The sequence below is a fragment of the Elusimicrobium sp. genome, from assembly GCA_015062115.1.
In the GTDB taxonomy this organism is placed as follows: Bacteria; Elusimicrobiota; Elusimicrobia; order Elusimicrobiales; family Elusimicrobiaceae; genus Avelusimicrobium.
The window spans coordinates 86,128-111,382 of sequence record SUVG01000005.1 but is presented as its reverse complement, the minus strand read 5'-3'; the positions used below and the strand labels follow the sequence as shown (position 1 = coordinate 111,382).

Below are 25,255 nucleotides of genomic sequence, written 5' to 3'. Positions count from 1 at the left end.
GGGCTTTTTTCGTTTTATGGCAAAAGATATTAAACGGCTTGGCAAAGAAACCCTTATTTATGGCACCTCTACCGTACTGGCAAGGTTGCTCAATTTTTGTTTAGTTCCGTTTTATACTTACTATCTGCTCCCCGGCCAATACGGCGAAATTGCAACTGTTTTCGCGGCGATTGCGCTGTTAAGTGTCGTGTTTCTTTTCGGCATGGACCAAAGTTACCTGCGTTTTGCAAGCGAGGCGCAGGATAAAAACAAAGTCTTTCGCCAATGTTTTTACGGGGTCTTATTAAACGGACTTCTCTTGGGAGGACTCCTCTATTTCTGCAGCAAACCCGTAACAGCCCTTATCGGCCTGCCGCAAGAGTCCTATGGGCTTATCCGCTTGGCCGCCGCTATCTTGTTTTTAGATGTACTGAATATGATCCCCTTTACCAAACTGCGTTTGGAACGGCGTGCCTGGTATTTTGCCGGGGTGCGGACGGCCTCTATTGTAGTCAATGTATTGGGAAACATTTTATTTATTGCGGTACTAAAAAAAGGGCCGGCCTCTATTTTGTGGGCGAACATTTTTGCTTCTCTTGCTTCTTTAATTTTACTCTCACCCGTACTTTGGCAAGAACTAAAACAAGGCTTTTGCTTCCGCTTTGACCTGAAACTGGAAAAAGAATTATTCGCATTTGCTTGGCCGTTTGTGCCTTCGGGTTTGGCCAGTTTACTCGTCAGTGTAATCGACAAACCGATTTTGGTACACCTGGTGGGTACGGAACAGGTGGGTATTTATCAGGCCAACTTCAAAATAGGCGTATTTATGATGTTGCTTGTGTCCATGTTTGACCAAGCCTGGCGGCCGTTTTTCCTGGCCCATGCCAAAGATGCAGACGCACAAGATACTTTTTCCAAAGTGCTCTCTTATTTTTCGGCACTTGCCAGTTGGTTTTTGTTGGGGCTTTCGCTCTTGATGCCCATTATTATCCAAAGCAACCTATTTGGAAATTTTCATCTTATTTCCCCCGATTACTGGGGCGGGTTATCCGTTATTCCGTTGGTGCTTACGGGGTATTTTTTCTACGGGCTTTATATCAACTTTATGGTGGGCCCCGTGCTTACCAAAAAAACACGCGTACTTATGTGGATAACGCTTTTGGGAGCCGCGGTCAGCATCTCCACCAACCTCGCGCTGGTGCCGAAAATGGGTATTGTGGGGGCCGGCTGGGCCGTAGCGCTGAGTTACGCCTCTATGGCGGCGGCGTTGTTTATTTTCACTCACAAGGTGTACCCGATTGCGTATGAGTACAAAAAATTGGCCTCTATCGCTTTTGTTTGTGTGGCAACGGCCGTCCTTAGTTACTACGCAGGCAAACATTATCCTGCTTATTCTCTGCACGCCAAATGTACCCTCTTAACGCTTTATCCCCTGTGCATGTGGTTTATCCTTAAAACGAAGAATAAATAATTTATCCATAAAAAAGGCCCCTTTGCAGGGGCCCTTTTTTTTATTTGCTTTCTATCTCAAACTAATCAGGCGCATATCCAAGGTAATGTTACCGTCCTTGTAAGTAAGAGCATGCGGGATTTGGGCATCACCCTCAGCATTGGACGGGGCATACTCCTCATAAAACAAGTTAGCCGTATTAAGAAGGGTTACGGACTGGGCTTGCGCGGGGTAGTCGTTCCCTTCGTTATAAATCAAACGGGTTTTAAGGCCGTTTCCTTCGTAAGTAGCCACCGTTTGGCCTCTTTTATTTCGGCGGTTTTTGTAAGTGCCGGGGTCGGACACCAACAAATGCAAGAGTTGCTCGATACGGGCACGCACGGGGGCCGTGTCGGCCTCTTTGAAAAGATAGCGAAAGGCAATCCCTTCCGGGCTCACGACAGCATGCAACAGGCGGTATGCCGCGCCCGTCATCACCATCACATCATAATCTTCTTCCCCTATCTTTTTTATCCGCAAAACGCCTTCCAAATAATCTTCGTTCATCTGCCCTATTACCTTAAAAGCCGCTTGGGTGTGCCCTTGTTCAAAATAATTTACTTTTTTAAGAGGACGGCTGGTTCCCCCCCCTTGTTTGATTTGCCCGCCCGCACACGCACAAAGCAAAAATGCCGTAGAAAAAATTACAAATTTTTTAAGCATAAACTTCCTCCTTATTATGATATTATAGATATTATGAATACTTTTGTCCTTTATCTCATAAGTGCGGGAACTTCCTTTCTGCTGACGGCCCTATCCTTGCCGCTTATGTACCGATACTTAAAAAAATTCTTTTTAGATGCTCCCGGCGGGCTTAAAACACACGCCCGGGCCGTGCCCGTGTTGGGCGGAAGCGGCATTTTTATCGGGGTATTGGGCAGTTTGGTACTGATTCGCTTTATCACCGCTTTTCCCAGCGGGACACTGCATAATTTAAGAGGTCTGTTTATCGGCGGGCTCCTCATTTTTATAATGGGGTTACTGGACGATTTAAGAAAACCGCGCGGACTAAGTATTTCCCTTAAACTGCTCCTTCAGGCTACGGCCACCGCTGCCCTCATTTACTACGATGTATCTATCCATATTTTTGAGTCGCCCTGGCTTTCCTACCCCCTTACTTTTTTGTGGGTCATGGGCCTCACCAACGCATTTAACTTGCTTGATATTCAAGACGGGTTGTGCATCAGCCAAGTAATTATTTGTACTCTGGGGCTGACCGTGGTAGCCTTGCCCAACGAACAGATTTATGTAAATTTTGCCGCACTTTCCCTTTTGGGGGCCGCTCTTGCCTTTTGGCCTTATAACCATGCCAAGAAAAAAAAGATTTTTCTGGGAGACAGCGGATCTAATTTCCTGGGTTTTACCTTAGCCGCGCTTTCCATGGGGACGGAATACTCCCGCCATACCGATTGGGGGGTGCTGGCTCCGTTACTTATCTTGGCGGTACCCTTATTTGATACGGCCTTTGTCTGCCTGGCCCGCGTGTTAAAGGGCAAAAATCCCCTCAAGGGAAGCGACGACCACGCCGCCCTGCGCTTGCAAAAGCAAGGTGTCAAAAAAAGCCATATTTTAATTTTATTTATGGCGGCGGGAATTACTGCCAATACTTTCGCGTTTTTCCTGATTTACAGCAGTTGGAAAACCGCCCTTTTGTTGCTGGGAATTACCGCTTGGGTAATGATAGACACTACCCTGTATTTACTGAAAGAACATGCACACTAAAATTCTTATTTTAGGCGGCGGCCTGACCGGGCTAAGCATTGCTTATCATTTGGAAAAATTCGGCCAAACCGATTACTTGGTAGCCGAGCGGGAAAGTGCGCCCGGAGGTTTGTGCGGAAGCATACAAAAAAACGGTTTTACCTTTGATTACGCGGGCCACCTTTTACACCTGCATACCCCCTACGGGAAAAAACTGGTAAAAAAATTATTGAAAACCAACCTGCTCCGCCAAAAACGAAAGGCATCGATTTATACAAACAAATCACGAATTCCTTTCCCTTTTCAAGCCAATTTATTTGCGCTTCCCGCCCGTCAAAGAAACGCATGTGTAGCGGGATTAGCGGAAGCCTTAACGGCCCCCAAAAAAGAACCGAAAAATTTTGAGGACTGGTGCCTGCACTCCTTCGGCAAGGGAGTATATGAACAGTTTATGCGCCCCTATAACACTAAATTATGGGGTTGCTCTCCCCGAGAGTTAACCTGTGATTGGTGCGGGCCGTTTGTACCCTGCCCGAACGCACAAGAAATTCAAAAAAGTAGCCGACAAAAGCCTAAAAAATCATACGGATACAACGGAGAATTTTATTATCCCCGAAAAGGCGGCTGCCAAGCGTTGGTAGAGGCCCTTTGCAAACATGTCAAAAATTTACGGCTGCGGGCCCCTGCCACCAGCATTAACCTAAAAAAGAAAACGGCCCGAATCGGGGAAGAAACCGTATCGTTTGAGTTTCTTATCAGCACGATTCCGTTACCCGAATTACTACGCAGTTTAGAAGGAGAACCCACCCTTTCGGCCTTGGCGGACGATCTATCCCACACGTCCGTTCGGGTATATAATTTAGCAATAAAAAGCCGCAAAAAACCCTTCAGTTGGATATACCTGCCGGACGAAACCGACCCTTGTTACCGCGTGGGTATGCAAAGTTCTTTTTCGCCGCAAAACGCGCCGTCTTTCACCCGTTCTTTTTATGTGGAACTTCCGGGGGATACACCCCCCACGGCAAAGACGGAAAAACAGATTTGGAACAGCCTTATCCAAAAAGGTATAATAAATAAGTCCGACGAAAAACTGTTTTCCTTTTGGCAATTTTTACCCTACGCTTACGCCGTTTATAATTCCCGCCGCGCCAAAACCGTTTACGCGGCCGAAAAGGCCCTTCTTAAACGGGGTTGTCTGTTGGCGGGGCGTTACGGAAAATGGGAATATTCCTTTATGGAAAAATCCCTTTTGCAAGGATTGGAAATCGCTGAAAAACTTGTATAATGAGGTGTTATGAAAGTCCTAGTTTTTGGGGGTAGTTTTGACCCTGTACATAAAGGCCATGTTTCGCTTTTCCGTCGCGCGTTAAAAATGCTCGCGCCCGATGTAGCCCATATTGTGCCTGCTTATCACTCCCCCTTCAAGGCTAAATCGCCCACACCGTTCCGCTTGCGCATGAAAATGCTTAAACAAGCCTTTGCGGGCATGGGGAAAAATGTTATTTTCGACGATTACGAACTGAAACAAGGCGGCAAAACCTATACCTATCAGTTGGTACAATACCTCAAAAAGAAATACAAAAACCCGGAAATTTATTTACTGGTGGGGACGGACTGCTTAAACGATTTACATAACTGGAAAAACCCCAAATACATTTTTGATAATGCCATAGTAGTAGCCGGAAAACGAAAAGGCTACGATGAAAACCCGGCCGATTTTCGTCATGTATTTTTGCCGGGATTCTTCCCTAAACTTTCTTCCAGCCGCGTGCGCGCGCACATTTTGGCTTGCGGAGATGTGCCCGACACAGTACCTTCCTCTATCGTAAAAACAATCAAAGAAAACAAATTATACGGCTTAGATGTTCACGATTGGTTAAAAGACCACTTAAAAACCAACCGCTACCTGCACTCCAAAAATGTAGCCGAAATGGCTGCCGCACTAAGCGATATTTACGATGTAAATGTGGAATCGGCCGTCCGTTCCGGCATTTTGCACGACGCCGCAAAAGGTTTTTCCGGCGAAGAACTGATTGAATTTTCTAAAAAGCACAAAATAAAAGTGCCCTTTTTTGAAGATATTTGCGGGCAAGAACCCAGTTTACTGCACAGTTATGTTTCCGCGTGGATAGCCAAACATGTTTTTGATGTAAAAGATAAAGATGTGCTCAATGCCATTGCCGAACATACATTGGGCAGCCTAAAGATGAGTACCCTTTCCAAAATTTTATTTGTGGCCGATATTTCTTCTAAAGACCGCAAGTACAAAGATGCGTTTGTTATCCGCAATTTGGCTTTGCAAGATTTGGATAAGGCCCTCGTCTATGCGGCCAACCGAAAACTTTTGTTTACCATTGATTCGCAAAAATGGCTCTGTCCGCTCGGTATTGATTTATGGAATCACTTAATAAAACGCGAAAAATAGTAGGCAAACTGCTACTGTGGTTGTTAATCGCACTCACGGCGTGGGCGGCCTATGCCCAGTTTTCCTCCCCGTATGCCCAGATTCTAAGCGGGGCTTCGCAAGGGGAAGTAAAACTGACCGTGTTAACCACTCCGGCAATGTTTGTATCCTATAATCCGAAAACCAACAAAGCTCTCGTACAAATTTTAAGTGAAAAACGAAATCAAAAAGACCCGGTTACCCGCGTAAAAAAACTGCTGGAAAGCGAAAAATTGCCCACTCAAAACCTGCGCTATTTTATTCCCAAGTTAACCGACCAGGAGTTTTTCTGGGAACATTTCAAATACCGCTTGGCCGCTTGGCGTTATAATCCCTTATTGGCGGCCCGCCTGGCTTGGGAATACCTGGACGCCCGCCACAACCGCCGCACCAACATTACGCCGGCGGAGTTTATCCTTTTGTCTATGAGACTTTCCCAACTGGAAGCCAACGATTTTACCGTTAAATCTTTATCCCGCACCAAAAAACGCCGCAAAAACTCGCAAACCGATATGCGTGCATATCCCATGCAAGATGTGGCCACCGTGTCGGCCAAAGACCGCCCGATTGTGGTGGAAATCATGAACGCCTCCGGCAAGAGGGGCCTTGCCTCCGAACTGACCCAATACCTGCGCGAACAAAACGCAAAAGGACAACTGCGCGTAGATGTATTGCAGTACGACAATTACCCCTCCGTGCAGGAAACTTCCTGGTTGGAAGATTACAGCGGCAGGCTGGTACAGGTAAAACAAATCAGCCAAGCATTGGGTATCCACACCGAAATAAAAGCCGGGGCGCCCGGCGGAGCCATTTGCGATACGCGCATTGTGCTGGGAAAAGATTTCAAAATGCCGCTCTAAAGCGGGTGGCATATATCGCAATACCATACAAAAAATGCTAAACTAATTGTATTGCTATTTATCGTTTAATGAGAGGTCAATTTTTATGAATACAAAAGAACTGGTTTGCCTGGCGGCCCGCTTGGCAGATGACAAAAAAGCGGAAAACATTAAAGTAATCGATTTGTGCGGGCTTTCCTCCTTATGCGACTATATTTTAATCGCCACAGCCACTTCTAAACCTCATTTAGATGCCGTAGAAGAAGAAATCAGCAAAAAACTCAAAGAACAAGGCTACTACAAATCCAACCGCGACGGCGGAGACAGCAACCTCTGGCGCGTAAGCGATTACGGCGGCTTTTTGGCACATGTAATGACCCAAGAAGCGCGCGACTTTTATGCCTTGGACAAAATTTTCAGTTTCGGCAAAGAAATCGATTTCAAAAAACCCGTCAAGAAAACGGTAAAAAAAGCCGCCGCCAAAAAGACGGCCGCCAAAAAAACAACTACGAAAAAAACCGCAGTGAAAAAAACCGCCACAAAAAAGACCTCTACCAAAAAAGCTACGGTCAAAAAAACGGCCGCTAAAAAGACTACGGTTAAAAAAACTACTAAAAAGAAGTAACCTACCATGTTAGAAAAACTGAAACAAGATATTACTGTAAAACTTTCCAGCGCCGAGTATTTCCAAGGGGCGGAACTTCCCGCCGTGGAATTTTCCCCCGCGCCTGCCCACACCGGGGCTGATGTATCCTTAAACTGGGCCATGGCCGCAGCCAAAAAACTGCGCAAAAACCCCATGGAAATTGCCAAAGAAGCGTGCAAAGTCTTGCGCGAAGTAACCGCCGTGGCAGATGCCGTGGCCGTTGCGCCGGGGTTTATTAACCTTACCTTAGAAGAAAAATTTATCATCACCACCGCTTCCGACCGCCGCATCAAAGACCAACAAGGCGAAGTAACCAAGCACAACATTTTAATCGAATTCGTATCCGCTAACCCCACAGGTCCCTTACATGTGGCCAGTGGCCGCGGGGCCAGTTTGGGCGACAGTTTGGTAAAAATTCACCGTGCGCTCGGCTACTCGTGCGACAGCGAATACTATGTCAACGATGCCGGTAACCAAGCGGAACTTTTGGCCGTATCCGTCAAAGCCCGCAAGGAAGGCAAAGAACCGCCGGAAAATGGCTATCACGGTTCCTATCTTATCGATTTAGCCAAGCGTATTCCGGAAGATTTACCCGAAGAACAATACGGACGCTGGGCCATGGAAGAACTGATTAAAACGCAACAACAGGATATGCGGGATTTCCATGTGGACTTTACCCGTTGGTTCCGCGAATCGGATCTTCACAAAGAAGAAGCCCCCAAAAAAGCCTTGGAAGCCTTGGGTGAAAAGGGTTATACTTACGAAAAAGAAGGCGCCGTATGGTTCGGTTCCACGCAAGATACCGAAGCCCAAGACGATAAAGACCGCGTACTCGTCCGCAAAGATGGCAGACCGACCTATTTCTTAGCCGATATTGCTTATCACAAAAATAAATACGATCGCGGATACACCGAACTTATCGATGTGTTGGGTGCCGATCACCACGGTTATGTACCGCGCATGAAAGCCGCCGTGCGTGCTTTGGGCCACGAAGAAAAAACCTTTATTCCGATTATTCACCAACTTGTTCACTTAACCGAGCACGGCGAACAGGTGAAAATGTCCAAACGGGCCGGACGCTTTATCACACTAAAAGAATTGATGGACGAAGTGGGAACAGATGTATGCCGTTTCTTCTTTGCCAGCCGTACGCCCAATGCGCATATGCTTTTTGATTTGGACTTAGCCAAAAAACGCACGAACGAAAACCCTGTATTCTATGTACAGTATGTTCACGCACGCATTTATTCCATCTTCAAAGCCGCTGCCGAAAAAGGCTTTACCGATTTTAACAGTATCACCACGCCGCTCAGCCAACAGGAACGCGCTTTAATGCTTAAACTGATTTGGTTTAAGCAAGTGTTGCGCAACTGCGTGGCGGACTTGAGTCCTCACCACTTGACCACTTATTTAATTGAGTTGGCGGGGCTTTTCCATGCGTTCTACGACACTTGCCGCGTAGTAGATGAAACCAACCCGGAACTGACCCGTTCCCGCTTGTTCATCTGCCAACGCGTAGCGGAACGCATCAAAAAAGGTTTAGAGTTTATCGGTGTCAGCGCACCGGAAGCCATGTAACGCTTTTTTTGAAACATTAGTGAGAATAAAAATCTCTTTCCCCCACATCGGGCGGACAGAGATTTTTATTCTACAAATATATATTGGGGAGTTTTTATGAAAAAATACTTTATTTTACTCACGGCTCTTATCCATTTTCCTTTCCTTGCAAACGCACAAACGCTGCAAGAAGCGGAAAAGTTATTTGCGGAAAACAATTTTGCCGCCGCCGAAAAACAGTACGAAAAACTCCTCTCTTCCGCTACCGGAAACGATTTTCTGCAAGCACGCCTTCGTTTGGCCGCTTGTCAATTTCACCAAGGGCAATACATCACTTCCGCCCAAACAATTTTCGACTTTCCGCTCCCGAGCGAAGATATCTGGAAAGCGCGCTTTTTGCTTTATCGCATTGAGATAGCCAAATCGGCCGCCGAAATCAGCCGCCGCTTACAAAACGATAACGAAATTTTATCCGCCGAGGCTGAAAAGGACTTTTCCAAATGGACAAGCAAACAATGGAACCGGCAGATAAACGAAGATTACCAAACCCTTTGGGCCTTGCGTGCTTCTCTTATTAACGCACCCATAGAAAAAGAAAAATTGATTTTCCGCTTAAAAGATACGGACACCTTGCGTATCCCTACTTTATTTGATTATGTGGTAGAAAACTGGAAGCAATATCTTCAAAATTCTCAATCTGTCGTTACCCTTACCGAAAAAAACGAGACCGAGCCTTTTTTGGAAGGTTCGGCCCGCCTGCTTGAAAACGAAGGAAAAGACCGTTTTATCCAACTGGCTTATCTGTTAAGAACAGCCTATCTGCTCGACGGCACAAACCGCCAAAATGCCAAAATATTTTGGAAAACGGACTACATCCTTTTGCCATTTAACTATACAAGTGATTTCAAAATAGAAGATAAAGATAAAGCCCTCAAAACAGCCCTTATCCAACTGAACCTTTTAAGCGGGTATTCTACCGAAAAACAAAGTTTTTGGAAGAAAGTAAAAGCCTATGTGGCCGCTACCGAACAAACCCGCTATGCTCAATCCTACGCCGCCTTTCATACGGCTCAATTGTTATTTGAAAATGAAAAAGCCCCTCAAGCCTTGGACATTTGCAATTATGCCGCAGAAAAATTGCCCGAAAATTCTTTTACAACTCAATGCCGCCAACTGGCTAAAACCATTACTGCCCAGGAATTACGAGTATCTCTTCCCCCCCACTTCAACCGCCACATGCCCCAAATACAAATAAAAGGGCACAACCTGAAACATGTTTATCTGCGTCTATACAAAACCACCCTGGAAGAACTGACTTCCCTTTACAAACAAAGTCACCGTTCCACGCTAAACGATTGGGATTTTTTAGACCGCCTGGATACGAGCCATTTTAATGCCTTTTTAACCAAAACCCCTTTCAGCAGTTTGGAACTGGCCGTTCCTTTTAAGGAAGTTTACCAAAACCAAGAAACCACTTTTCAACTTCCCGAATTGGAACCGGGTTTTTATGTAGTTTTCTTTTCGTTGGAAGAATCTTTCTCCAAAGAAAAAACCCCCATTTCGGCCTTGGTATTAAACGCTACGGATTTGGCCCTATTCGTTACTTCCGCCCTGGAAGGAGACCCTGCCCAATACACCGCCGTTTTGGGCGCCCCGGCAAAAACCTACCGTCCTTCCGTTTTCCACCTCTATACCGTCAACTTAAAAACGGGCCAACCGGAAGAAAATACAACCTTGGATATGTTTACCCATTGGAACGGTACCCGCGAACAGAAACAAACCGACTCCCGCGGAGAAGCCTCCCTGCAACGCACGGTAACGGTATCCACCCGTAACGATCATAACGAATCTTACCTGTTAAATGCCTTAGCACGCAAAGGCGACAGCATGGCTTATATGCCCAATTCCCTTTATTTCCGTTTTTACAACAGGGAACCCGTCAAACTTTTTGCCCAAACCGATCGCGCCGTTTATCGCCCCGGGCAACGGGTGCAATTTTCCGCCAATGTATTTGAAATTTTACCGCGCGGCCTAAAAACTTTGGGCGGAAAGCGCATCAAAATGCTCTTGCGCGACACCAACTGGAAAACGCTTTTTTCCGCTGAGCACACCTTAAACGAACTGGGCAGTGCCCAAACGGAATTTACCTTGCCGCAAAACGCGCCGTTGGGGCTATATAACCTGCAACTTACGCTTGAGGAAGAAGGCCATACTTATCGTACGAATCACTCTTTCCGGGTGGAAGAATTCAAACGCCCCGATTACGAAATTTCCTTAAACGAGCCGGAAACCGCCTTGGCGTTTTCCATGCCGGCCCACATTAACGGAAAGGCCGATTATTATACGGGAGCCCCGTTACAAAACGCGGTGGTAAAATACACCGTGGAAAGAAAACCCTACTGGCCGCCCTTCTATTGGTGGAGAAACTTTTTCTGGGAAGAACAATCGTCCGCCCTTATCGCGGAAGGCTCTACCCGTACCGATGAAAACGGACAATTTAATATCGTCTTTACTCCCTCCAAAGCCAATGAAGAAGACTCCTTTGCCCAATTTACGGTAAAAGCGGAAATTGCCGACGACAGCGGCCGCATGATAGAAACCACCCGCACCTACAAAGTAAGCACCCAACCGCACTTGTTCCAAGTAACTTTTGCGCAAGGTTTTTACGATGCCAACCAAACGGCTACTTTGGCCGAAATCAATTTAACAGACGGCGAAGGTGTAGGCCAAACAGGAAAAATCACGCTGGTGGCCGAACGCCTCAAAAATGTACTTCCGCCCTCGCAACCCGAAACTCCCTGTTACACGGACAGTTGCGCATTTTCCTTGGAAAACGCCTATAAAGAAGTAGCCAAAGAAAAAACCGCCTTTAAGGAAACGCTTTCCTTCAAAACGCCCGGTGCGCAAAAAGTGCAATTGCCCGCCTTGCCCGAAGGGGTATACCGTTTGGTGCTGTCTTCGGAAAAAGCCGACAAGCAAGAACTCATTTTTATTGTCGCGGAAGAAAATTCGTCTCTGCAATTGCCGCAAATTGCCTTGCCGCAACACACCCGTTACTACCCGGGCACGCAAGCGCGCGTATTGTTGGGGGCCTCAAAATTGGAAGGTTCCAAACGCATTGAACTCTACGAGCAAGGAGCCTTTTTAACCCAAAAAGATTTACAAAAAGGCGGGGTGCAGATTTACACCTTCCCGATAACGGAATCTTCCCGCGGCGGAGTTTCGTTGCGTTGGTTCGGGGCCAGTAATTATAAATTCTACGAAGCCCAAACCCGCGTGGAAGTTCCGTTTGATCAAAAAGCCCTCCACGTAACCTTAAATGCGCCCGAAACACTCTCCCCGGGAGAAAAAGTATCGTGGGAATTATCCGCCAAAACCAAAGAAGGCCAACCCGTTAACGGTTTAGCCAGTTTAACAGTGTACGACAAATCTCTCGATTATTATGCCCAAAAGAAAAACCCTTTCTCGTTGGATACGCTCTATCCGCAACGCACGGGGGTAGGCAATTCTTCCTACAGTCAAAATTCGTCACGCGCAACAACTTCTTACCCGCCGGAAGAATCAACGCTGTTAAATGGAACGCCCCTACAGTTACCCACGCTTGATTTGGTGCCGTTTTTTGGCTCGTACCGTATGATGGTCACCCGCTCCTCTATGCGTGCCGCTCCCACGATGGCCAAAGGAGCCAACAATGTTGCCTTTGACAGCGTAGAAAGCAGTTTTGACGGAGCCGTTATGGAAACCTTTGGCGTGGAAGAAGAAACCTCCGCCGAAACACCTTCCGTTTCGCCCCGTACCGATTTTTCGGAAACGGCCTACTTCAATGCCCTTTTGCCTGTCAGAAACGGGAAAACATCTGCGCATGTTACCATGCCGCAAAGTTTAACTACCTGGAACATTTTGGGCTTTGTGCTTACCCGAAATGCCGATTTCGGCGCATTTACCGCCCAAACCGTTACCCGCAAGGACTTTATGGTTCGCCTTACTTTGCCGCGCTTCTACCGCGAAGGGGATAAAGGCTCCCTGCAAGCGGCGGTAACCAATGTAACCGACAAAAAAATAACGGCGGAAGTAAGCCTTACCGTTACCCAAAATGACAAAAATGTCCAGCACCTTTTCGGCTTGGATAAAACACCCAAACGCGTAACGGTAAAACCCAACAGCACGGAATTTGTGTCTTGGGAAATCACAGCCCCGAACACGCCGGAAGTGTACCAAATCACGGCCGTGGCCCGTAGCGGCAAAGACAGCGATGCCGAGCAACGCAGCCTGCCGATTTTGCCTTCCAAACAACGCTTGTTGGCTACCCAAAACATCGCACTTAAAAAGGGTACGCAAACCTTGTCCCTTACGGAATTAAAAGAAGTTCCTTCCAAACAGGTGGAAACCTTGGTGCTTACGCTTAACCCCAGTTTGGCGTTATCCGTCCTTAATTCCATGCCGGGTTTAATTGCCAACAAACGCAGCGACCTCGTCTCCGCGCTTAACCGCTTTGTACCGTTAAGTGTGGTGCATCAGTTCTACACCACTTACCCGCAACTTAAAGAAGCCGTGGCAAAACTGCCCAAACGCACCACGCTTACCCCCGCTTGGGACGAAAAAGACCCCTTGCGCTTGATGCTGTTGGAACAAACGCCGTGGCTCCGCCAAGCCCAGGGTAACACACAAATTCAGGCCGATATCATTGATTTGTTTAATGATAAAACGGTCGCCCAAGTGCTGGAAAAGGAAACCGCCGCCATCGCCAAATTTCAAAACCCCGGCGGTGCTTTTGCCTGGATTGCAGGCGGACAGGACGACGAATACTTAACGCTTTACGCGCTTGAATCGTTTGCACAGGCTCTTTCTTACGGGGCCCAAGTTCCGCAAGCCTCCGCACAAAAAGCCTTTGCCTACATTTATCCCCGCATTGAAAAACGCCTGAAAGAGGCCGAAGAAGGCTCCGTGCTTTCCGTATCATACGCGCTTTACGCGGCCTATACGCTTTCCGCTTTCCCCGCCGATTGGCCTGAAGCGGAAAAAGCCAAACCGTATATTCAAAAATGGGCCGATTATGCCGATGCGCACGCCCGCTACATGACCCCGCTGGGCCAAATCTATGCGGCGGCCGTTTATCATCGTTTAGGCGATAAAGAAAAGGCCAATCGGTACTTAGATTTACTCTTGGCACGTATCAAAACGGACGAACTCGCCGGGGCCTATTTTGCCCCCGAAGCGCAAAGTTGGGTGTGGTATAACGACACGCTTTCCACCCAAACGGTCACCCTGCGCACACTGCTGGAAATACGCCCTCAAAGCCAATACATTGACCCCATGCTCCAATGGCTTTTGTTCAACCGCCAAGTGAACAGTTGGGATAATGCCAAAGTATCCGCGCAAGCCGTGTTTACAGTGCTAGCGGTGATGAAACACAAAGGGGCCCTTTCGCTACCGACGAGTTATCAAATCAACTGGGCAGGCGAACAAAAGAAACTCTCTTTTGAGCCCATGGATTGGACGGAAGATTTGCAATTTGTCAAAACGGGAACGGCCATTACGCCTGCGGCGTATTCCGCTACCATTACCAAACAAGGCGTACTGACCGATTTTGCTTCGCTCAGTGCCATTTATCAAACGGACAATGCAAAACCCTCTGCCGAAGGCGTCATCAACCTAACGCGCCAATACTTTGTGCGCTTAAAACAAGACGGCGAAACCAAACTCCGCCCCGTGGAAGATTTAGACGAAATCAAAGCAGACGACGAAGTGGAAGTGCATTTAACCTTGCGCACGGACAGTGCTTTTGAATATGTACTCCTGCAGGATCCTCGCCCGGCCGGCTTTGAAAACGAAGAACTTTTAAGCGGTTGGGATTGGAACCCCATTTCCTTCTACAAAGAAATTCGCGACGGCGGAACGAACTTCTTTATAAATTGGCTACCCGCGGGAGAAGTAACCCTGCGCTATGGCTTGCGCCCCACGCAGGACGGCCGATTCCGCGCTCCTGCCGCGCAGGTACAGTCCATGTACGCGCCTGAATTTGGCGCGCACTCCGCCAGTACGCTTTTCAAAATAGCCAAATAAATCAATAAAAAACCCCCGGCATTTAACCGGGGGTTTTTTATGCGGAAAAGAAACTAGCAATTTTCAACTACAAAACCGGTGCTTCTTAATTGGCTGAAAATATCCCCGCCCGACCAATTGCAGACATGATAAAATTTCTTCCACTCTCCGTCAATTAATTGCATTCTAAGTCCATATTCGGGAGCCCCTTGGGAATACGGGTGGGCGTCTGTCCATCTGATTGCGGAAACACTACCGGAACTTTCGGCAGAATAACAAAAATTTTTAGAACAGTAATATTCCCCTGAGCCTGTTGGAGTAAGGTGGGTAACATCAATATCCAAATCCGGCAAAATGTCTCCCACGGAAGAACCGGAAGTCTGGCCGTTCGCCAAAATATATACATCTACCGCTTTTTGCAAAGAACTCAGCAAACTAACCGCTTCACTCATACGCGCCTTTTCAACCGATTTGGTATATTGCGGAAGAGCCACCGAAGACAAAATACCAATAATCAATACAACTACCAAAAGTTCTATCAAAGTGAAACCTTTTTTCATATAACACTCCCTTTATGTAATCTTACGGCCATGTTAGCACCTTATCCGTTGCATGTATTGTAAGAAAAAAAGGAAAGCAGAGCAAGAACTATTTTTTCAAACTTCCGCAAATAAAATTTATCTTCCTACGCATAGCGCACGCGTACGGACGGCAAAAAATATACTATAATGAGGGAAACAATCCTAAAGGAGAACTTTTATGCCCGATTCATTGACGGTCTTTTGTCCCCTAGACGGAAATTCTGTTTCTTTAGATCAAGTGCCCGACCCTGTATTTAGCGAACGCATGCTGGGAGACGGCACCGCCATTCACCCCGCCAGCGGGGCTGTATATTCCCCTATCGACGGAAAAATCATCAATTTCAACAAAGCCCGCCACGCCTTTGTAGTCAGCCAAAACGGCATTGAAGTATTAGTACATGTAGGCTTGGACACCGTTTCTTTGAAAGGAAAAGGCTTTACCGCTCTTGCCAAAGAAGGCGACACCGTAAAAGCAGGCCAACCGATTTTAACTTTTGATTTGGAAACACTCCTCACAGGCCTGGCCTCGCCGCTTGTGATGGTGGTGGTTACCGCCCCGGCGGACATCAAAATTTCCGCTCCTGTCTATGGCCCCGTAAAACAGGGCACGGCTCTTTTTTCTATTCCGGTGGCGTGTGCTTCCTCGCAAACGGAAGCGGCCGAAACTTTTTGGCAATCTAACCCCATTACCATTGCCAATGCCAACGGTATCCATGCCCGCCCCGCGGCCGTGCTGGCACACTTGGCGGCCCAACACCCCTATTCCGTAGAACTCGTTTTTAAGGAACGCTCCGCCAACGCTAAAAGTGTGGTAGCCATTATGGGGCTTGCGCTGTCGCACCAGGACAGCATCGTCCTGCGTGTAGCCGGCCCGGAAGCCGAAGCCCGCACGATGATTGCCAAACTGCAGGAAGCCTTTGAAACAGGCCTTGGCGAAACGGTCACTCCCGTAGCAAAGCCGACCGAAACACAAGAAAAACAAACCTTGCCCCCCTCTGCCACTACAACCCTTACGGGCTTAACGGCGTGTGGCGGGTTGGCAGTCGGCAAGGCGTTTCGTTTTCAAACGCAACAAATCACTTTTGAAGAATTTGCCAAAGACCCCGTTACCGAAGAAGCCGAATTGGAACGCGCTTTGCAGGTACTTCGCCAAGAATTGGAACAAAAAATCGCCGCGGAAAAAAACGAAGTGGCACGCGATATTTTGACGGCACATTTACTGCTCGCCCAAGACCCGCTTCTTTTTGAAGTAGCCAAAGAAACGGTAGCCAAAGGGAAAACGGCCGAATTTGCCTTCAATACGGCTATCCGCCAAAGCGTAGATGTACTGAAAAAAACCAAGAATCCGTTTTTAATGGAACGCATCGCCGACTTAAAAGATTTGCGCTTGGAAGTATTGGCCCTTTTAACCGGGGATAAAAAGAAAACCCTGCAAGTACCCGACGGCAGTATTTTGGTGGCAGAAGAATTGTTGCCTTCCGATGTTACCGCTCTGCCGACCAACATTGCAGGTGTACTGCTCGCCCAAGGTTCCCCCACCGCACACGCCGGTATTTTACTGCGAAACCGTGGGATTCCGTCCGTTGTACGCGCGGGCACTACCGTACACGAAATCGTAAACGATACGTCCCTTCTCTTAGATGCCGACCACGCCAAAGCGGTTATCAACCCGAGTGAAGACCAAGTAAAAGAATTTACCGTCCGCCGCGAACGCTTACAAGCGGAAACCAAAGAAGCCCAGGCCGCGGCCAACACTCCGGCCGTAACGCTGGACGGCAAACGAATTTTTATAGAAGGAAATGTGGCAGGCGCGGCCGAAACAGCCAAAGCCTGCGAAAACGGGGCCGAAGGCATGGGCCTTGTGCGTACGGAATTTTTGTTCCAAGGGCGCGCCATTGCTCCGGCGGAAGCCGAACAAACAACCGCTTATCAAGCCGTGTTGGACGCCGCCAAAGACACCACCGTCACTTTCCGCCTGTTAGATGCCGGGGGCGACAAACCTCTCCCGTTTGTCAACATTGCCCCGGAAGCCAACCCCATTGTGGGCGTGCGCGGAATCCGCGCGTTTGAAAAGAACGAGGGCTTTTTCCGCACCCAACTGCGTGCCCTCTTGCAAGTAAAACCGCTCAACCGTGTACGCATCATGTTGCCCATGGTTACTTTTACTGAGGAATTGGCACATTTCAAACAAATTATCGAAGAAGAAAAAACCGCTCTGGGCATTACCGAATCCGTGCAGGTAGGCACGATGATAGAAGTTCCTTCTGCCGCCCTGACCGCCGAGCAACTGGCCAAACAGGCCGATTTCTTCTCCCTCGGGACGAACGATTTAACCCAATACACTTTGGCAATAGACCGCAGCCACCCGGTGTTAAGTGCCCAGTCGGACTCGCTACACCCCGCCGTGTTGCAACTGATTGCCTCTACTTGCCGCGGAGCCGCCGCATACCAACGCCCCGTTGCTTTATGCGGGGCCATGGCAGGCGATAAACTGGCGGTACCGATACTGATTGGATTGGGTGTAACGGAACTGGCTGTAGGAGCCGGCACGGTGGCGCGTATCAAAGCCTTGGTGCGCAAGTTGAACCTGGCCGACTGCCAAGCCGTTGCCCGACAAGCCTTAACCCTCCCGGACGCCGAAAGCGTACGCAAGTTGGTAAAAGAAAAATTTTCGATGGAATAAGGAGCAAAAATGCAAACACTTAAAAAGTTTTTTTCCGCTGTAGGAAACGGGCTTGTGCAACTGGGCAAAGCCCTCATGCTACCCATTGCCGTACTCCCTATCGCAGGGTTACTCCTGCGCTTAGGCCAGCCGGATCTCTTAAATATTGCCTTCATTTCCGATGCGGGCGGGGCAGTATTTAACAATTTACCCGTCATTTTTGCGGTCGGTGTGGCTATCGGCTTTGCTAAAGAAAACCACGGGGCGGCGGCGTTGGCCTCCTTTATCGGCTATTTAATTATGAGCGCGGCCCTGGCTACGCTGGACAAAACTATCAATATGGGCGTGTTGGGCGGTATTATCGTGGGTGTAACGGCAGGCCTTCTTTACAACCGTTTTCACAACATCAAACTCCCCTCCTATTTGGCTTTCTTTGGCGGAAGAAGATTCGTACCCATTATTACAGGGGCCAGCTGTCTAGTGATTGCGGTAGCCGCGTATTTTATTTGGCCACCAATCGGTAAAGCCATTTCCGCCTTCGGGAATTGGACGATTTCCTCCGGCAGTGTGGGGCTTTTCTTCTACGGGCTCGCCAACCGCTTGTTAATTCCGCTCGGCCTGCACCATGTGCTTAATAACTTGGTATGGTTCCAATTCGGCGATTTTGCCACCCTGCAAAACGGTGTGGAAACCGTTGTTCATGGCGACTTACACCGCTTTTTCGCGGGTGACCCTACCGCCGGGGCGTTTATGGCGGGGTTCTTCCCCATTATGATGTTCGGCTTGCCGGCTGCCTGTTTAGCCATGATTCACACCGCCGACACCAAGCGCAAAAAAGCCACCGCCGGTATTTTACTTTCCATGGCGTTTACTTCTTTCTTAACCGGTATCACCGAACCCGTGGAATTTGCCTTTATGTTCCTCGCTTTCCCGCTTTATGTGGTGCATGCCTTCCTGACGGGTATTTCCATGGCGCTTATGCATATTTTGCATGTAAAATTGGGCTTCACCTTCTCCGCCGGTCTTTTTGACTATTTGTTAAGTTACGGATTGGGAACAAATGCCTGGCTGTTGTTGCCCGTCGGCTTGGCTTACGGAGTAATTTACTATTTTGTGTTCCGTTTTGCTATTGTAAAATGGAACTTAAAAACACCCGGCCGCGAAGAAGAAACGCAAGAGCCCGTTTCTGCTCCCGCCGAGCAAAATGCGGTTGAAAAACCCGCAGAAAAACAGGCCGTTGAACCCGAAAAAAAGGAAGAACCGGCCCCTGCCCCCGCAGCAGAAACCCCCAAAGCGGCTGACTCCCGCGCGGCCAAATATGTAGCGGCTTTAGGCGGAAAAGAAAATCTAAGAGTGGTCGATGCCTGTGCCACACGCCTTCGCTTGGAAGTAAACGACCCGGCCCTCGTGCAAGATGCAACCCTCAAACAGTTGGGGGCGCGCGGGGTAGTAAGAGTCGGCGCGAACAGTGTGCAGGTGGTTATCGGCCCGGAAGCAGACCTGATTTCCACGGAAATTAAAGAAATTATTTAACAAGGATATTAAATTATGCGTTTAGTAGTAACTCATATGAACTTAGGCCAATGGGCCGCCGAATATATTCAAGGGAAAATCAACTCCGCCGCCCCGACGCAAGAAAAACCGTTTAAGATGGGGCTTCCCACCGGGGGAACAGCCGTAGATATGTACGCACATTTACGCCGCTTACACCAAGAAGGCACTCTTGATTTTCAACCTGTTATCACTTTTAATATGGACGAATATGTAGGGCTTGCCAAAAGCCACCCGGAAAGTTACCACAGTTTTATGCACCAAAATTTATTTGGCGGCATCAATATCCGCCCCGAAAATGTGCATATCCTAAACGGTGAAGCCGAAGATTTACAGGCCGAGTGCGAAGCCTATGAACAAGCCATTAACCAAGCGGGCGGAATTGATTTGTTCCTCGGCGGAGTGGGGCAAAACGGACACTTAGCATTTAACGAGCCCGGTTCCTCCTTTGAAAGCCGCACGCGCTTAGTAGATTTAACGGAGAATACAATTCAGGCCAATGCGCGCTTTTTTCAAAACGATACCACCCTCGTCCCCAAACAGGCCCTTACGGTAGGCATTGCCACCATTACCGATGCCAAAGAAGTGCTTTGTCTTGCTATCGGGGACAAAAAAGCCGCTGCCGTGGCGCGCGTAATGCAACCCGGTACGGATATAAATTGCCCGATTACCGCCCTTAAACTCCACCCCAGCGCCACGCTTTTGGTAGATGAAGACGCTTGCTCTTTGCTGGACGAGAAATCCCGCGCCCGCTTACAAGCCTTGCAGACCGCCGAACCGCAAGCCAAACAATGGTGTTTGGAAATCGAGGAATAATATGAACGCTTTTTTAATTACCAACATTTGCGCAGTCACTCCCGAAAAAACATTGGAGAAGGCCGTTATTTGGGTGGAAGACGGGCGTATTAAACAGGTATGCGAAAAAAGCGAACTGCCCTCCACCGCAAATGCTTTGCCGAAAATTGACGGCAAAAATACATTTGCTTTGCCGGGTTTTATTGATTTACATATCCACGGTTTTGCCGGGTTTGGGGTAGAAACCGGCAATGCGCAAGATTTGCTTGCCATGTCGGCCGAACTGGGCAAACACGGCGTAACGGCCTTTACCCCCACCCTCTACTGCGGGCAACCGGAAGACATGGCGCGTTTACTGCGCCTGCTTTCCCCTGCGTTGGGGAAGGAGACGGGTGCGAAAATTTTAGGTTTCCATTTGGAAGGCCCTTTTATTTCGCCTGCAAAACCGGGCGTTATGAAACCACAGGATATTGCCCCCGCCAATTTGGAAGTGTTAAAAAACCTCTATGAAGCATCAAACGGTAAAATTGTTTCCATGACGCTGGCTCCGGAATTACCCGGCATAGAACCCATTATAGAGTTTTGCCGTTCGCACGGTATTTTACTCCAAGCGGGGCACACCAATGCCACCTATGAAGAATTTGCCCTGGGCGCGGCCCGCGGGGTTACCCATGCCACGCATTTGTTTAATGCCATGAGCCCGTTTACCCAACGCGCTCCGGGGGCTTCGGGTGCGGTACTGATGAATCCGGGCATTTCGTGCGAAATTATCGCCGACGGCGTGCATGTTCACCCTGATATCGTAGGGTTTCTGCGTACCGTAAAACCGGTGGAAAATATCATTTTGGTAACAGATGCATTAAGACCTACCGGCCAAGAAAAAGGGCCCTTCCTGGCCAATGGGGAAGAAGTGGTTCTTAGCGGCGGCGTATGGAAAAGAAAAGCAGATAATGTGATTGCCGGCTCTGCCCTGACCATGGCTCGCGGAGTGAAAAACCTGGTAGATTTCGGCTATACTTTGCCGCAAGCATCTCTTTGTGCGTGTGCAAATCCGGCCCGCCTTTTGGGTCTTTCCCATACAGGCAGATTGGAAGCCGGATACTCCGCAGATATTGTTTTACTGGGAAGTGATTTTACCCCGCTAAAAACATTTATTCAAGGAAAAGAAATCTAAAAATATGCCTGATTTCAAAAAATTATTCGTAAAAATATATTCTGCTTTTATCGTAAATAAGCAAAAAAGGCATGAGGTAAGAGAAATTTTGCTCTTGCCCGACCCGAATTCGCCCTCGTCCCAACATACTTGGTGCGGAAGACATACTTATTTCGGCTCAAATTTTACCAGAATGCACGAACAAAGCACTGTGGGAAGTTTTTGTTCTATCGGTAAAAATGTAGCGATAGGGCCTTCTCAACACCCGATAGATTGGCTATCCACCGCCCCATTTCAATATGTTGAATACAAAAAACTCACGGAAGATCAGCCTATCCTATCTTATTCCTATCCTCCAACAGTTGTAGAAAACGATGTTTGGATTGGAAACAACGCTGTTATCAAAGACGGCATTACCGTAGCCAATGGTTGTATCATTGCCTCAAATGCCGTGCTTACGCGCGATACGGAACCCTACGGCATATACGCAGGAGTACCCGCCAAGTTGATTAGAAAAAGATTTTCCGACGACATCATAAAAGATTTACTGGAGTTAAAATGGTGGGAATTAGACGATAAAATTATCGCAACACTTCCATTTAATGATATCCGCCGATGTATAGAAGAATTGAAAAAGATTAGAAAAATGTAACTCTATTAAAACTTTTTTGCAAAAACTCTGTGGAAAAAGGGTTATTCCTTATCTACAGAGTTTTTTATAGTTTGCGGATTGCCCAAGGTTTGGGATAAAGGTTATTGGCCCGGTCTCCCAGGTTTTTCATAAACCCAAGCGCACGACCTTGATAGGTAACGAGCACAAACCCGCGCGGAGTCCCCGCAGGCAAGGCAAAAGTTTCGCGGTGTAGGTAACGCAAAGCCGACTCCAACGGAAGTTCCGCTTTCGGGAACTCTTGCGCAAGAGGCGACAAAGAAAGCGCCTGTTCTACGGAAGGGATAAGTTCCTTGCCTTTTAATTCGGGGGCGGGAATCCCGTTAGACAACACATGTATCAAGCGGTATTTTTTTATCTGCTCCCGCAGAGAGGACGGCAAAGTACCAAATTCGTTTGAACCGTTCCGTTTACGAAGCACCGCCATAAACAAGCCTTCACTGGGCGTTGTGCCGGGAATAAAACGGTACACGGGCTCGTTCCAACCCGCAAGCAAACTTCCCGTTACGTTCCACTGCGCCTGAAGGGGAACGGAAATCAAATCGGCCCCCAGTTCTTCTTGTATCCAACGCACATTTTCTTCGTTTTCGTGCAAATTAAAAGTACAAGTACTATAAATGAGAATCCCCCCGCTGCGCAGACACGGCCAAATACCGCTTAAAATCTGCCGTTGGCGTTCCTGGCAAAAATGCACATTTGGCAAACTCCACTCCCGCACCGTTTCGGGGTCTCGCCGGAAAAGTCCTTCCCCCGAACACGGAACATCCGCCAAGATAACATCAAACGATAAATTGGTTTTAGAAAATTCTTGCGCGGTATTATGGGTAACCAACACGCCCGGGTGCCCTTGTTTAAGCATATTTTCCAACAAGATATTGGAGCGGCGGCGGTCAGTTTCGTTACTGATCATCACCGAACCTTCCGGCAACGCGGCACGCATCAAGGTAGATTTTCCGCCGGGAGCGGCACACAAATCAAGCGCGCTTACAGGGCCGGTAACAAGTTGGCGCAGTACATGATCCAAAAACATAGAGCCCGCTTCCTGCACATAATACACCCCGGCATGAAAAAGCGGATCTGCAGTAAAGTTAGGCCGCTCTTTCAACCAAAAACCATGTTGACACCAAGGCACGGGTGTAGCCTCGGGCGGGATATCCTCTTTCCTTTGTTTCCAGGGATTATAACGAACGCTTACCACCGGTTCTTGTGTAAAAGAATCTACAAAACGCTGCCAGCGTTCCGCACCAAAAAGAGAAGATGTATATTCGGTAAATGCTTGAGGTAAGTTCATATACGGCCTTGCCTTTGTTAAGTAAGTACGCTATTATTTTACAATTTATTCGCCGGCACAATAAAATGCTTTCTCTTTCCCATTTGCACACAAACATTTTGTTATAATTTAGTTAAGAAAAAGGGATTCCCCATGAATAAACAATCAAAACTGTTAGACCAATTATTCACCGCCGCCAAAACAGGTAATGTTGCTGCGCTAAAAAAGCTCGCCGCACAAGGTGTACCGCTGGATATCCGCCAAAAGGAAACGGGGTTTTCCCCTTGTTTGGTGGCCGCGGGTTTGGGGCAGGTGGAAGCATTGGCTTTTTTGGTAGAAAACGGGGTAAATGTAAACGAGGTTACCGCGCGCGGAACAAGCACGCTTATGTTAGCGGCGGCACAAGGCCACATTTCTATGGTAAATTGGCTACTCAATAACGGCGCAGATGTAACCCTTAAAAACGAATCGAACGACACGGTGCTTTCTTACGCACTCCAACTGTTTGAAGGCCCCGAGCGGGTACTAAACGATATCGTAAAATTCTTGTTGGCCCATGGGGTAGAACTGGAAAATCGAGAAACCGAACTGGGTTTTACTCCTTTAATGCTTGCCTCCCATAAAGGCTATTCTTCCATCGTAAAATTATTGGTGGCGCACGGAGCCGATGTGAACGCGGCCTCCGCACGGCAGAAAAACGATTCCAAACAAACGGGGGGAAAAAACTCTCCCGGGGATAATACCAAAAGAGGTTTTCCCATAGAACTTATTACCGTTTCGGTTCCGGAAACGCCTTTAACTCTCGCCAAAACTCCGGAAATTCGTGCCTATCTAAAAGAACACGGGGCTAAAGAATAAACCCATGAAGATACAAATAAAATCGCCGGAAGATGCCCTCCTTTCCCACTATTTCCATCGATCCGTTATTATCACAAGTGTTGTGTTGATAGCCGCGGTTGTTTTTTTGTGTATGGACGGGCTTTTTGAATTTGTGTGGAGCATGTTAAAAGATTTTCTTACCTACCTGAAGGCAGAAAGTTTCGTAACTTGGATATCGATTCTTTTTTTGATGGTAGCGGTTCCCGTGGCGTGTATCCTCACTTTTGTGGAAGTATTTAATTCCCCAAAAAACGGAAAAAACAAATTTACCCACCTTCACTTTACCCCCACCGGGCTGATATTAGTTAAAAAATATATGCCCAAGAAAAATGTTTTTCTCCCTTTTGAAGAAACCGATTTTGATTTTACTTTGGAGGTTTCGGAAAAATTAAATAAGCACCACATGCCTATTCCCTGCATTAAGGGTATTCAAATGCTTTTTACGCAAGCAAACGGAACAAAAATTATCATCAAACATTTCGGTGCATTACCGTTTTTCTACCAAATAGCGAACAAAGCCAAAAAATTCCGCTCTTTCTCTTATAAAACCGTAACGGAAAAAGCAGATTCCGTCGTTCAACAAAAACTGTCCAAATTCGCTACCGAACAAATGGATAACTTTTTTAACCATGGCCTTTTTATCAAATACTCACCCGATACTCATTTCAGTCTTTATCTGTCGGCTTTCTTCTTCCTAGGCATAGCGGGACTTCTGTTATATACCTATCTCAAATTGGGAACCGCGGATAAAGACCTCCGATTTACCGTTTTCTATGCTCTCCCCGCGTTGTTTGCGCTGCCCGGTATTTATTACTTGGCCCAACCGATTAAAGATTTTTTTGTTGCAAAGCGCTTAAAAGCCTTAAAAGTGAAAACGCATCCCCCAAATGGAAAATAATTTTTCTGGAAACTAACCCCTAAAAAACCCTTTCCAAGAAAGGGCCTGTTTTCTATAATATAGGTAATATTCGCCCGAACACGGGCCTTTACACGGAGGG

General features: G+C 47.7%; 16 protein-coding genes and 1 pseudogene. 15 read left to right on the top strand and 2 right to left on the bottom strand.

Annotation, left to right across the window (positions count from 1 at the left end; genetic code table 11):
* The first annotated feature begins 16 nt into the window (after positions 1-16).
* The 8 genes from E7027_04975 (at position 17) to E7027_04940 (ending at position 14,717) form a co-directional block, all read left to right on the top strand.
* Positions 17-1,450 (top strand): hypothetical protein, encoded by a 1,434-nt coding sequence (locus tag E7027_04975; protein MBE6421465.1) that lies wholly within the window; start codon positions 17-19, stop codon positions 1,448-1,450.
* Between the two features lie 111 nt (positions 1,451-1,561).
* Positions 1,562-3,190, top strand: a complete 1,629-nt coding sequence (locus E7027_04970) for an undecaprenyl/decaprenyl-phosphate alpha-N-acetylglucosaminyl 1-phosphate transferase (protein ID MBE6421464.1) — start codon at positions 1,562-1,564, stop codon at positions 3,188-3,190.
* Positions 3,180-4,454 carry a hypothetical protein gene (locus E7027_04965; GenBank protein MBE6421463.1) on the top strand — a complete coding sequence of 425 codons (1,275 nt, stop codon included), beginning with the start codon at positions 3,180-3,182 and terminating at the stop codon, positions 4,452-4,454. Before E7027_04970 ends, E7027_04965 begins: the two co-directional genes overlap by 11 nt.
* Positions 4,455-4,463: 9 nt before the next feature.
* A complete protein-coding gene (locus E7027_04960; GenBank protein ID MBE6421462.1) occupies positions 4,464-5,594 on the top strand; it encodes a nicotinate-nucleotide adenylyltransferase in 1,131 nt (376 codons plus the stop codon).
* Complete coding sequence (locus E7027_04955) at positions 5,564-6,472, top strand: LytR family transcriptional regulator (GenBank protein ID MBE6421461.1); 909 nt, start codon at positions 5,564-5,566, stop codon at positions 6,470-6,472. Before E7027_04960 ends, E7027_04955 begins: the two co-directional genes overlap by 31 nt.
* A gap of 85 nt (positions 6,473-6,557) precedes the next feature.
* Entirely contained in the window at positions 6,558-7,076 is a 519-nt protein-coding gene (rsfS, locus tag E7027_04950; protein MBE6421460.1) for a ribosome silencing factor, read from the top strand.
* Between the two features lie 6 nt (positions 7,077-7,082).
* The gene (locus E7027_04945) at positions 7,083-8,675 is read left to right on the top strand and encodes an arginine--tRNA ligase (protein MBE6421459.1); all 1,593 of its coding nucleotides are present in this window, start codon (positions 7,083-7,085) and stop codon (positions 8,673-8,675) included.
* Between the two features lie 96 nt (positions 8,676-8,771).
* Positions 8,772-14,717 (top strand): hypothetical protein, encoded by a 5,946-nt coding sequence (locus E7027_04940; protein MBE6421458.1) that lies wholly within the window; start codon positions 8,772-8,774, stop codon positions 14,715-14,717.
* Positions 14,718-15,133: 416 nt separating this feature from the next.
* On the opposite strand, the pseudogene E7027_04935 reads toward E7027_04940, so the two are convergent.
* A pseudogene (locus E7027_04935) lies at positions 15,134-15,256 on the bottom strand (prepilin-type N-terminal cleavage/methylation domain-containing protein).
* A gap of 199 nt (positions 15,257-15,455) precedes the next feature.
* On the opposite strand from E7027_04935, the gene ptsP reads away from it, so the two are divergent.
* From ptsP to E7027_04910, 5 genes are read left to right on the top strand one after another with little or no spacing between them, the layout of a single operon-like run.
* Entirely contained in the window at positions 15,456-17,960 is a 2,505-nt protein-coding gene (gene ptsP, locus E7027_04930) for a phosphoenolpyruvate--protein phosphotransferase (protein MBE6421457.1), read from the top strand.
* 9 nt (positions 17,961-17,969) lie between these two features.
* A complete protein-coding gene (locus tag E7027_04925; GenBank protein MBE6421456.1) occupies positions 17,970-19,472 on the top strand; it encodes a PTS sugar transporter in 1,503 nt (500 codons plus the stop codon).
* A 15-nt stretch (positions 19,473-19,487) separates the two neighbouring features.
* Positions 19,488-20,306, top strand: a complete 819-nt coding sequence (gene nagB, locus E7027_04920) for a glucosamine-6-phosphate deaminase (protein MBE6421455.1) — start codon at positions 19,488-19,490, stop codon at positions 20,304-20,306.
* The gene (nagA, locus tag E7027_04915; GenBank protein ID MBE6421454.1) at positions 20,200-21,459 is read left to right on the top strand and encodes an N-acetylglucosamine-6-phosphate deacetylase; all 1,260 of its coding nucleotides are present in this window, start codon (positions 20,200-20,202) and stop codon (positions 21,457-21,459) included. Before nagB ends, nagA begins: the two co-directional genes overlap by 107 nt.
* A 4-nt stretch (positions 21,460-21,463) precedes the next feature.
* The gene (locus tag E7027_04910; protein MBE6421453.1) at positions 21,464-22,090 is read left to right on the top strand and encodes a CatB-related O-acetyltransferase; all 627 of its coding nucleotides are present in this window, start codon (positions 21,464-21,466) and stop codon (positions 22,088-22,090) included.
* Positions 22,091-22,154: 64 nt separating this feature from the next.
* On the opposite strand, the gene E7027_04905 is transcribed toward E7027_04910, so the two are convergent.
* Positions 22,155-23,399 carry a hypothetical protein gene (locus E7027_04905; GenBank protein ID MBE6421452.1) on the bottom strand — a complete coding sequence of 415 codons (1,245 nt, stop codon included), beginning with the start codon at positions 23,397-23,399 and terminating at the stop codon, positions 22,155-22,157.
* Between the two features lie 132 nt (positions 23,400-23,531).
* Between E7027_04905 and E7027_04900 the strand changes: the two genes are divergently transcribed.
* Together E7027_04900 and E7027_04895 are read left to right on the top strand one after the other, a co-directional pair.
* On the top strand, positions 23,532-24,236 hold the full coding sequence (locus E7027_04900; protein ID MBE6421451.1) for an ankyrin repeat domain-containing protein: 705 nt from the start codon (positions 23,532-23,534) through the stop codon (positions 24,234-24,236).
* A gap of 4 nt (positions 24,237-24,240) precedes the next feature.
* Entirely contained in the window at positions 24,241-25,155 is a 915-nt protein-coding gene (locus tag E7027_04895) for a hypothetical protein (protein MBE6421450.1), read from the top strand.
* Positions 25,156-25,255 lie beyond the last annotated feature (100 nt).

Coding starts and splice junctions, on each gene's coding strand:
- E7027_04975 (MBE6421465.1), top strand. CDS start 17: ATGGCAAAAGATATTAAACGGCTTGGCAAAGAAACCCTTATTTATGGC.
- E7027_04910 (MBE6421453.1), top strand. CDS start 21,464: ATGCCTGATTTCAAAAAATTATTCGTAAAAATATATTCTGCTTTTATC.
- E7027_04955 (MBE6421461.1), top strand. CDS start 5,564: ATGGAATCACTTAATAAAACGCGAAAAATAGTAGGCAAACTGCTACTG.
- rsfS (MBE6421460.1), top strand. CDS start 6,558: ATGAATACAAAAGAACTGGTTTGCCTGGCGGCCCGCTTGGCAGATGAC.
- E7027_04970 (MBE6421464.1), top strand. CDS start 1,562: ATGCGGGATTTGGGCATCACCCTCAGCATTGGACGGGGCATACTCCTC.
- E7027_04945 (MBE6421459.1), top strand. CDS start 7,083: ATGTTAGAAAAACTGAAACAAGATATTACTGTAAAACTTTCCAGCGCC.
- E7027_04940 (MBE6421458.1), top strand. CDS start 8,772: ATGAAAAAATACTTTATTTTACTCACGGCTCTTATCCATTTTCCTTTC.
- E7027_04960 (MBE6421462.1), top strand. CDS start 4,464: ATGAAAGTCCTAGTTTTTGGGGGTAGTTTTGACCCTGTACATAAAGGC.
- E7027_04895 (MBE6421450.1), top strand. CDS start 24,241: ATGAAGATACAAATAAAATCGCCGGAAGATGCCCTCCTTTCCCACTAT.
- E7027_04925 (MBE6421456.1), top strand. CDS start 17,970: ATGCAAACACTTAAAAAGTTTTTTTCCGCTGTAGGAAACGGGCTTGTG.
- E7027_04965 (MBE6421463.1), top strand. CDS start 3,180: ATGCACACTAAAATTCTTATTTTAGGCGGCGGCCTGACCGGGCTAAGC.
- nagB (MBE6421455.1), top strand. CDS start 19,488: ATGCGTTTAGTAGTAACTCATATGAACTTAGGCCAATGGGCCGCCGAA.
- E7027_04900 (MBE6421451.1), top strand. CDS start 23,532: ATGAATAAACAATCAAAACTGTTAGACCAATTATTCACCGCCGCCAAA.
- ptsP (MBE6421457.1), top strand. CDS start 15,456: ATGCCCGATTCATTGACGGTCTTTTGTCCCCTAGACGGAAATTCTGTT.
- E7027_04905 (MBE6421452.1), bottom strand. CDS start 23,399: ATGAACTTACCTCAAGCATTTACCGAATATACATCTTCTCTTTTTGGT.
- nagA (MBE6421454.1), top strand. CDS start 20,200: ATGAAGACGCTTGCTCTTTGCTGGACGAGAAATCCCGCGCCCGCTTAC.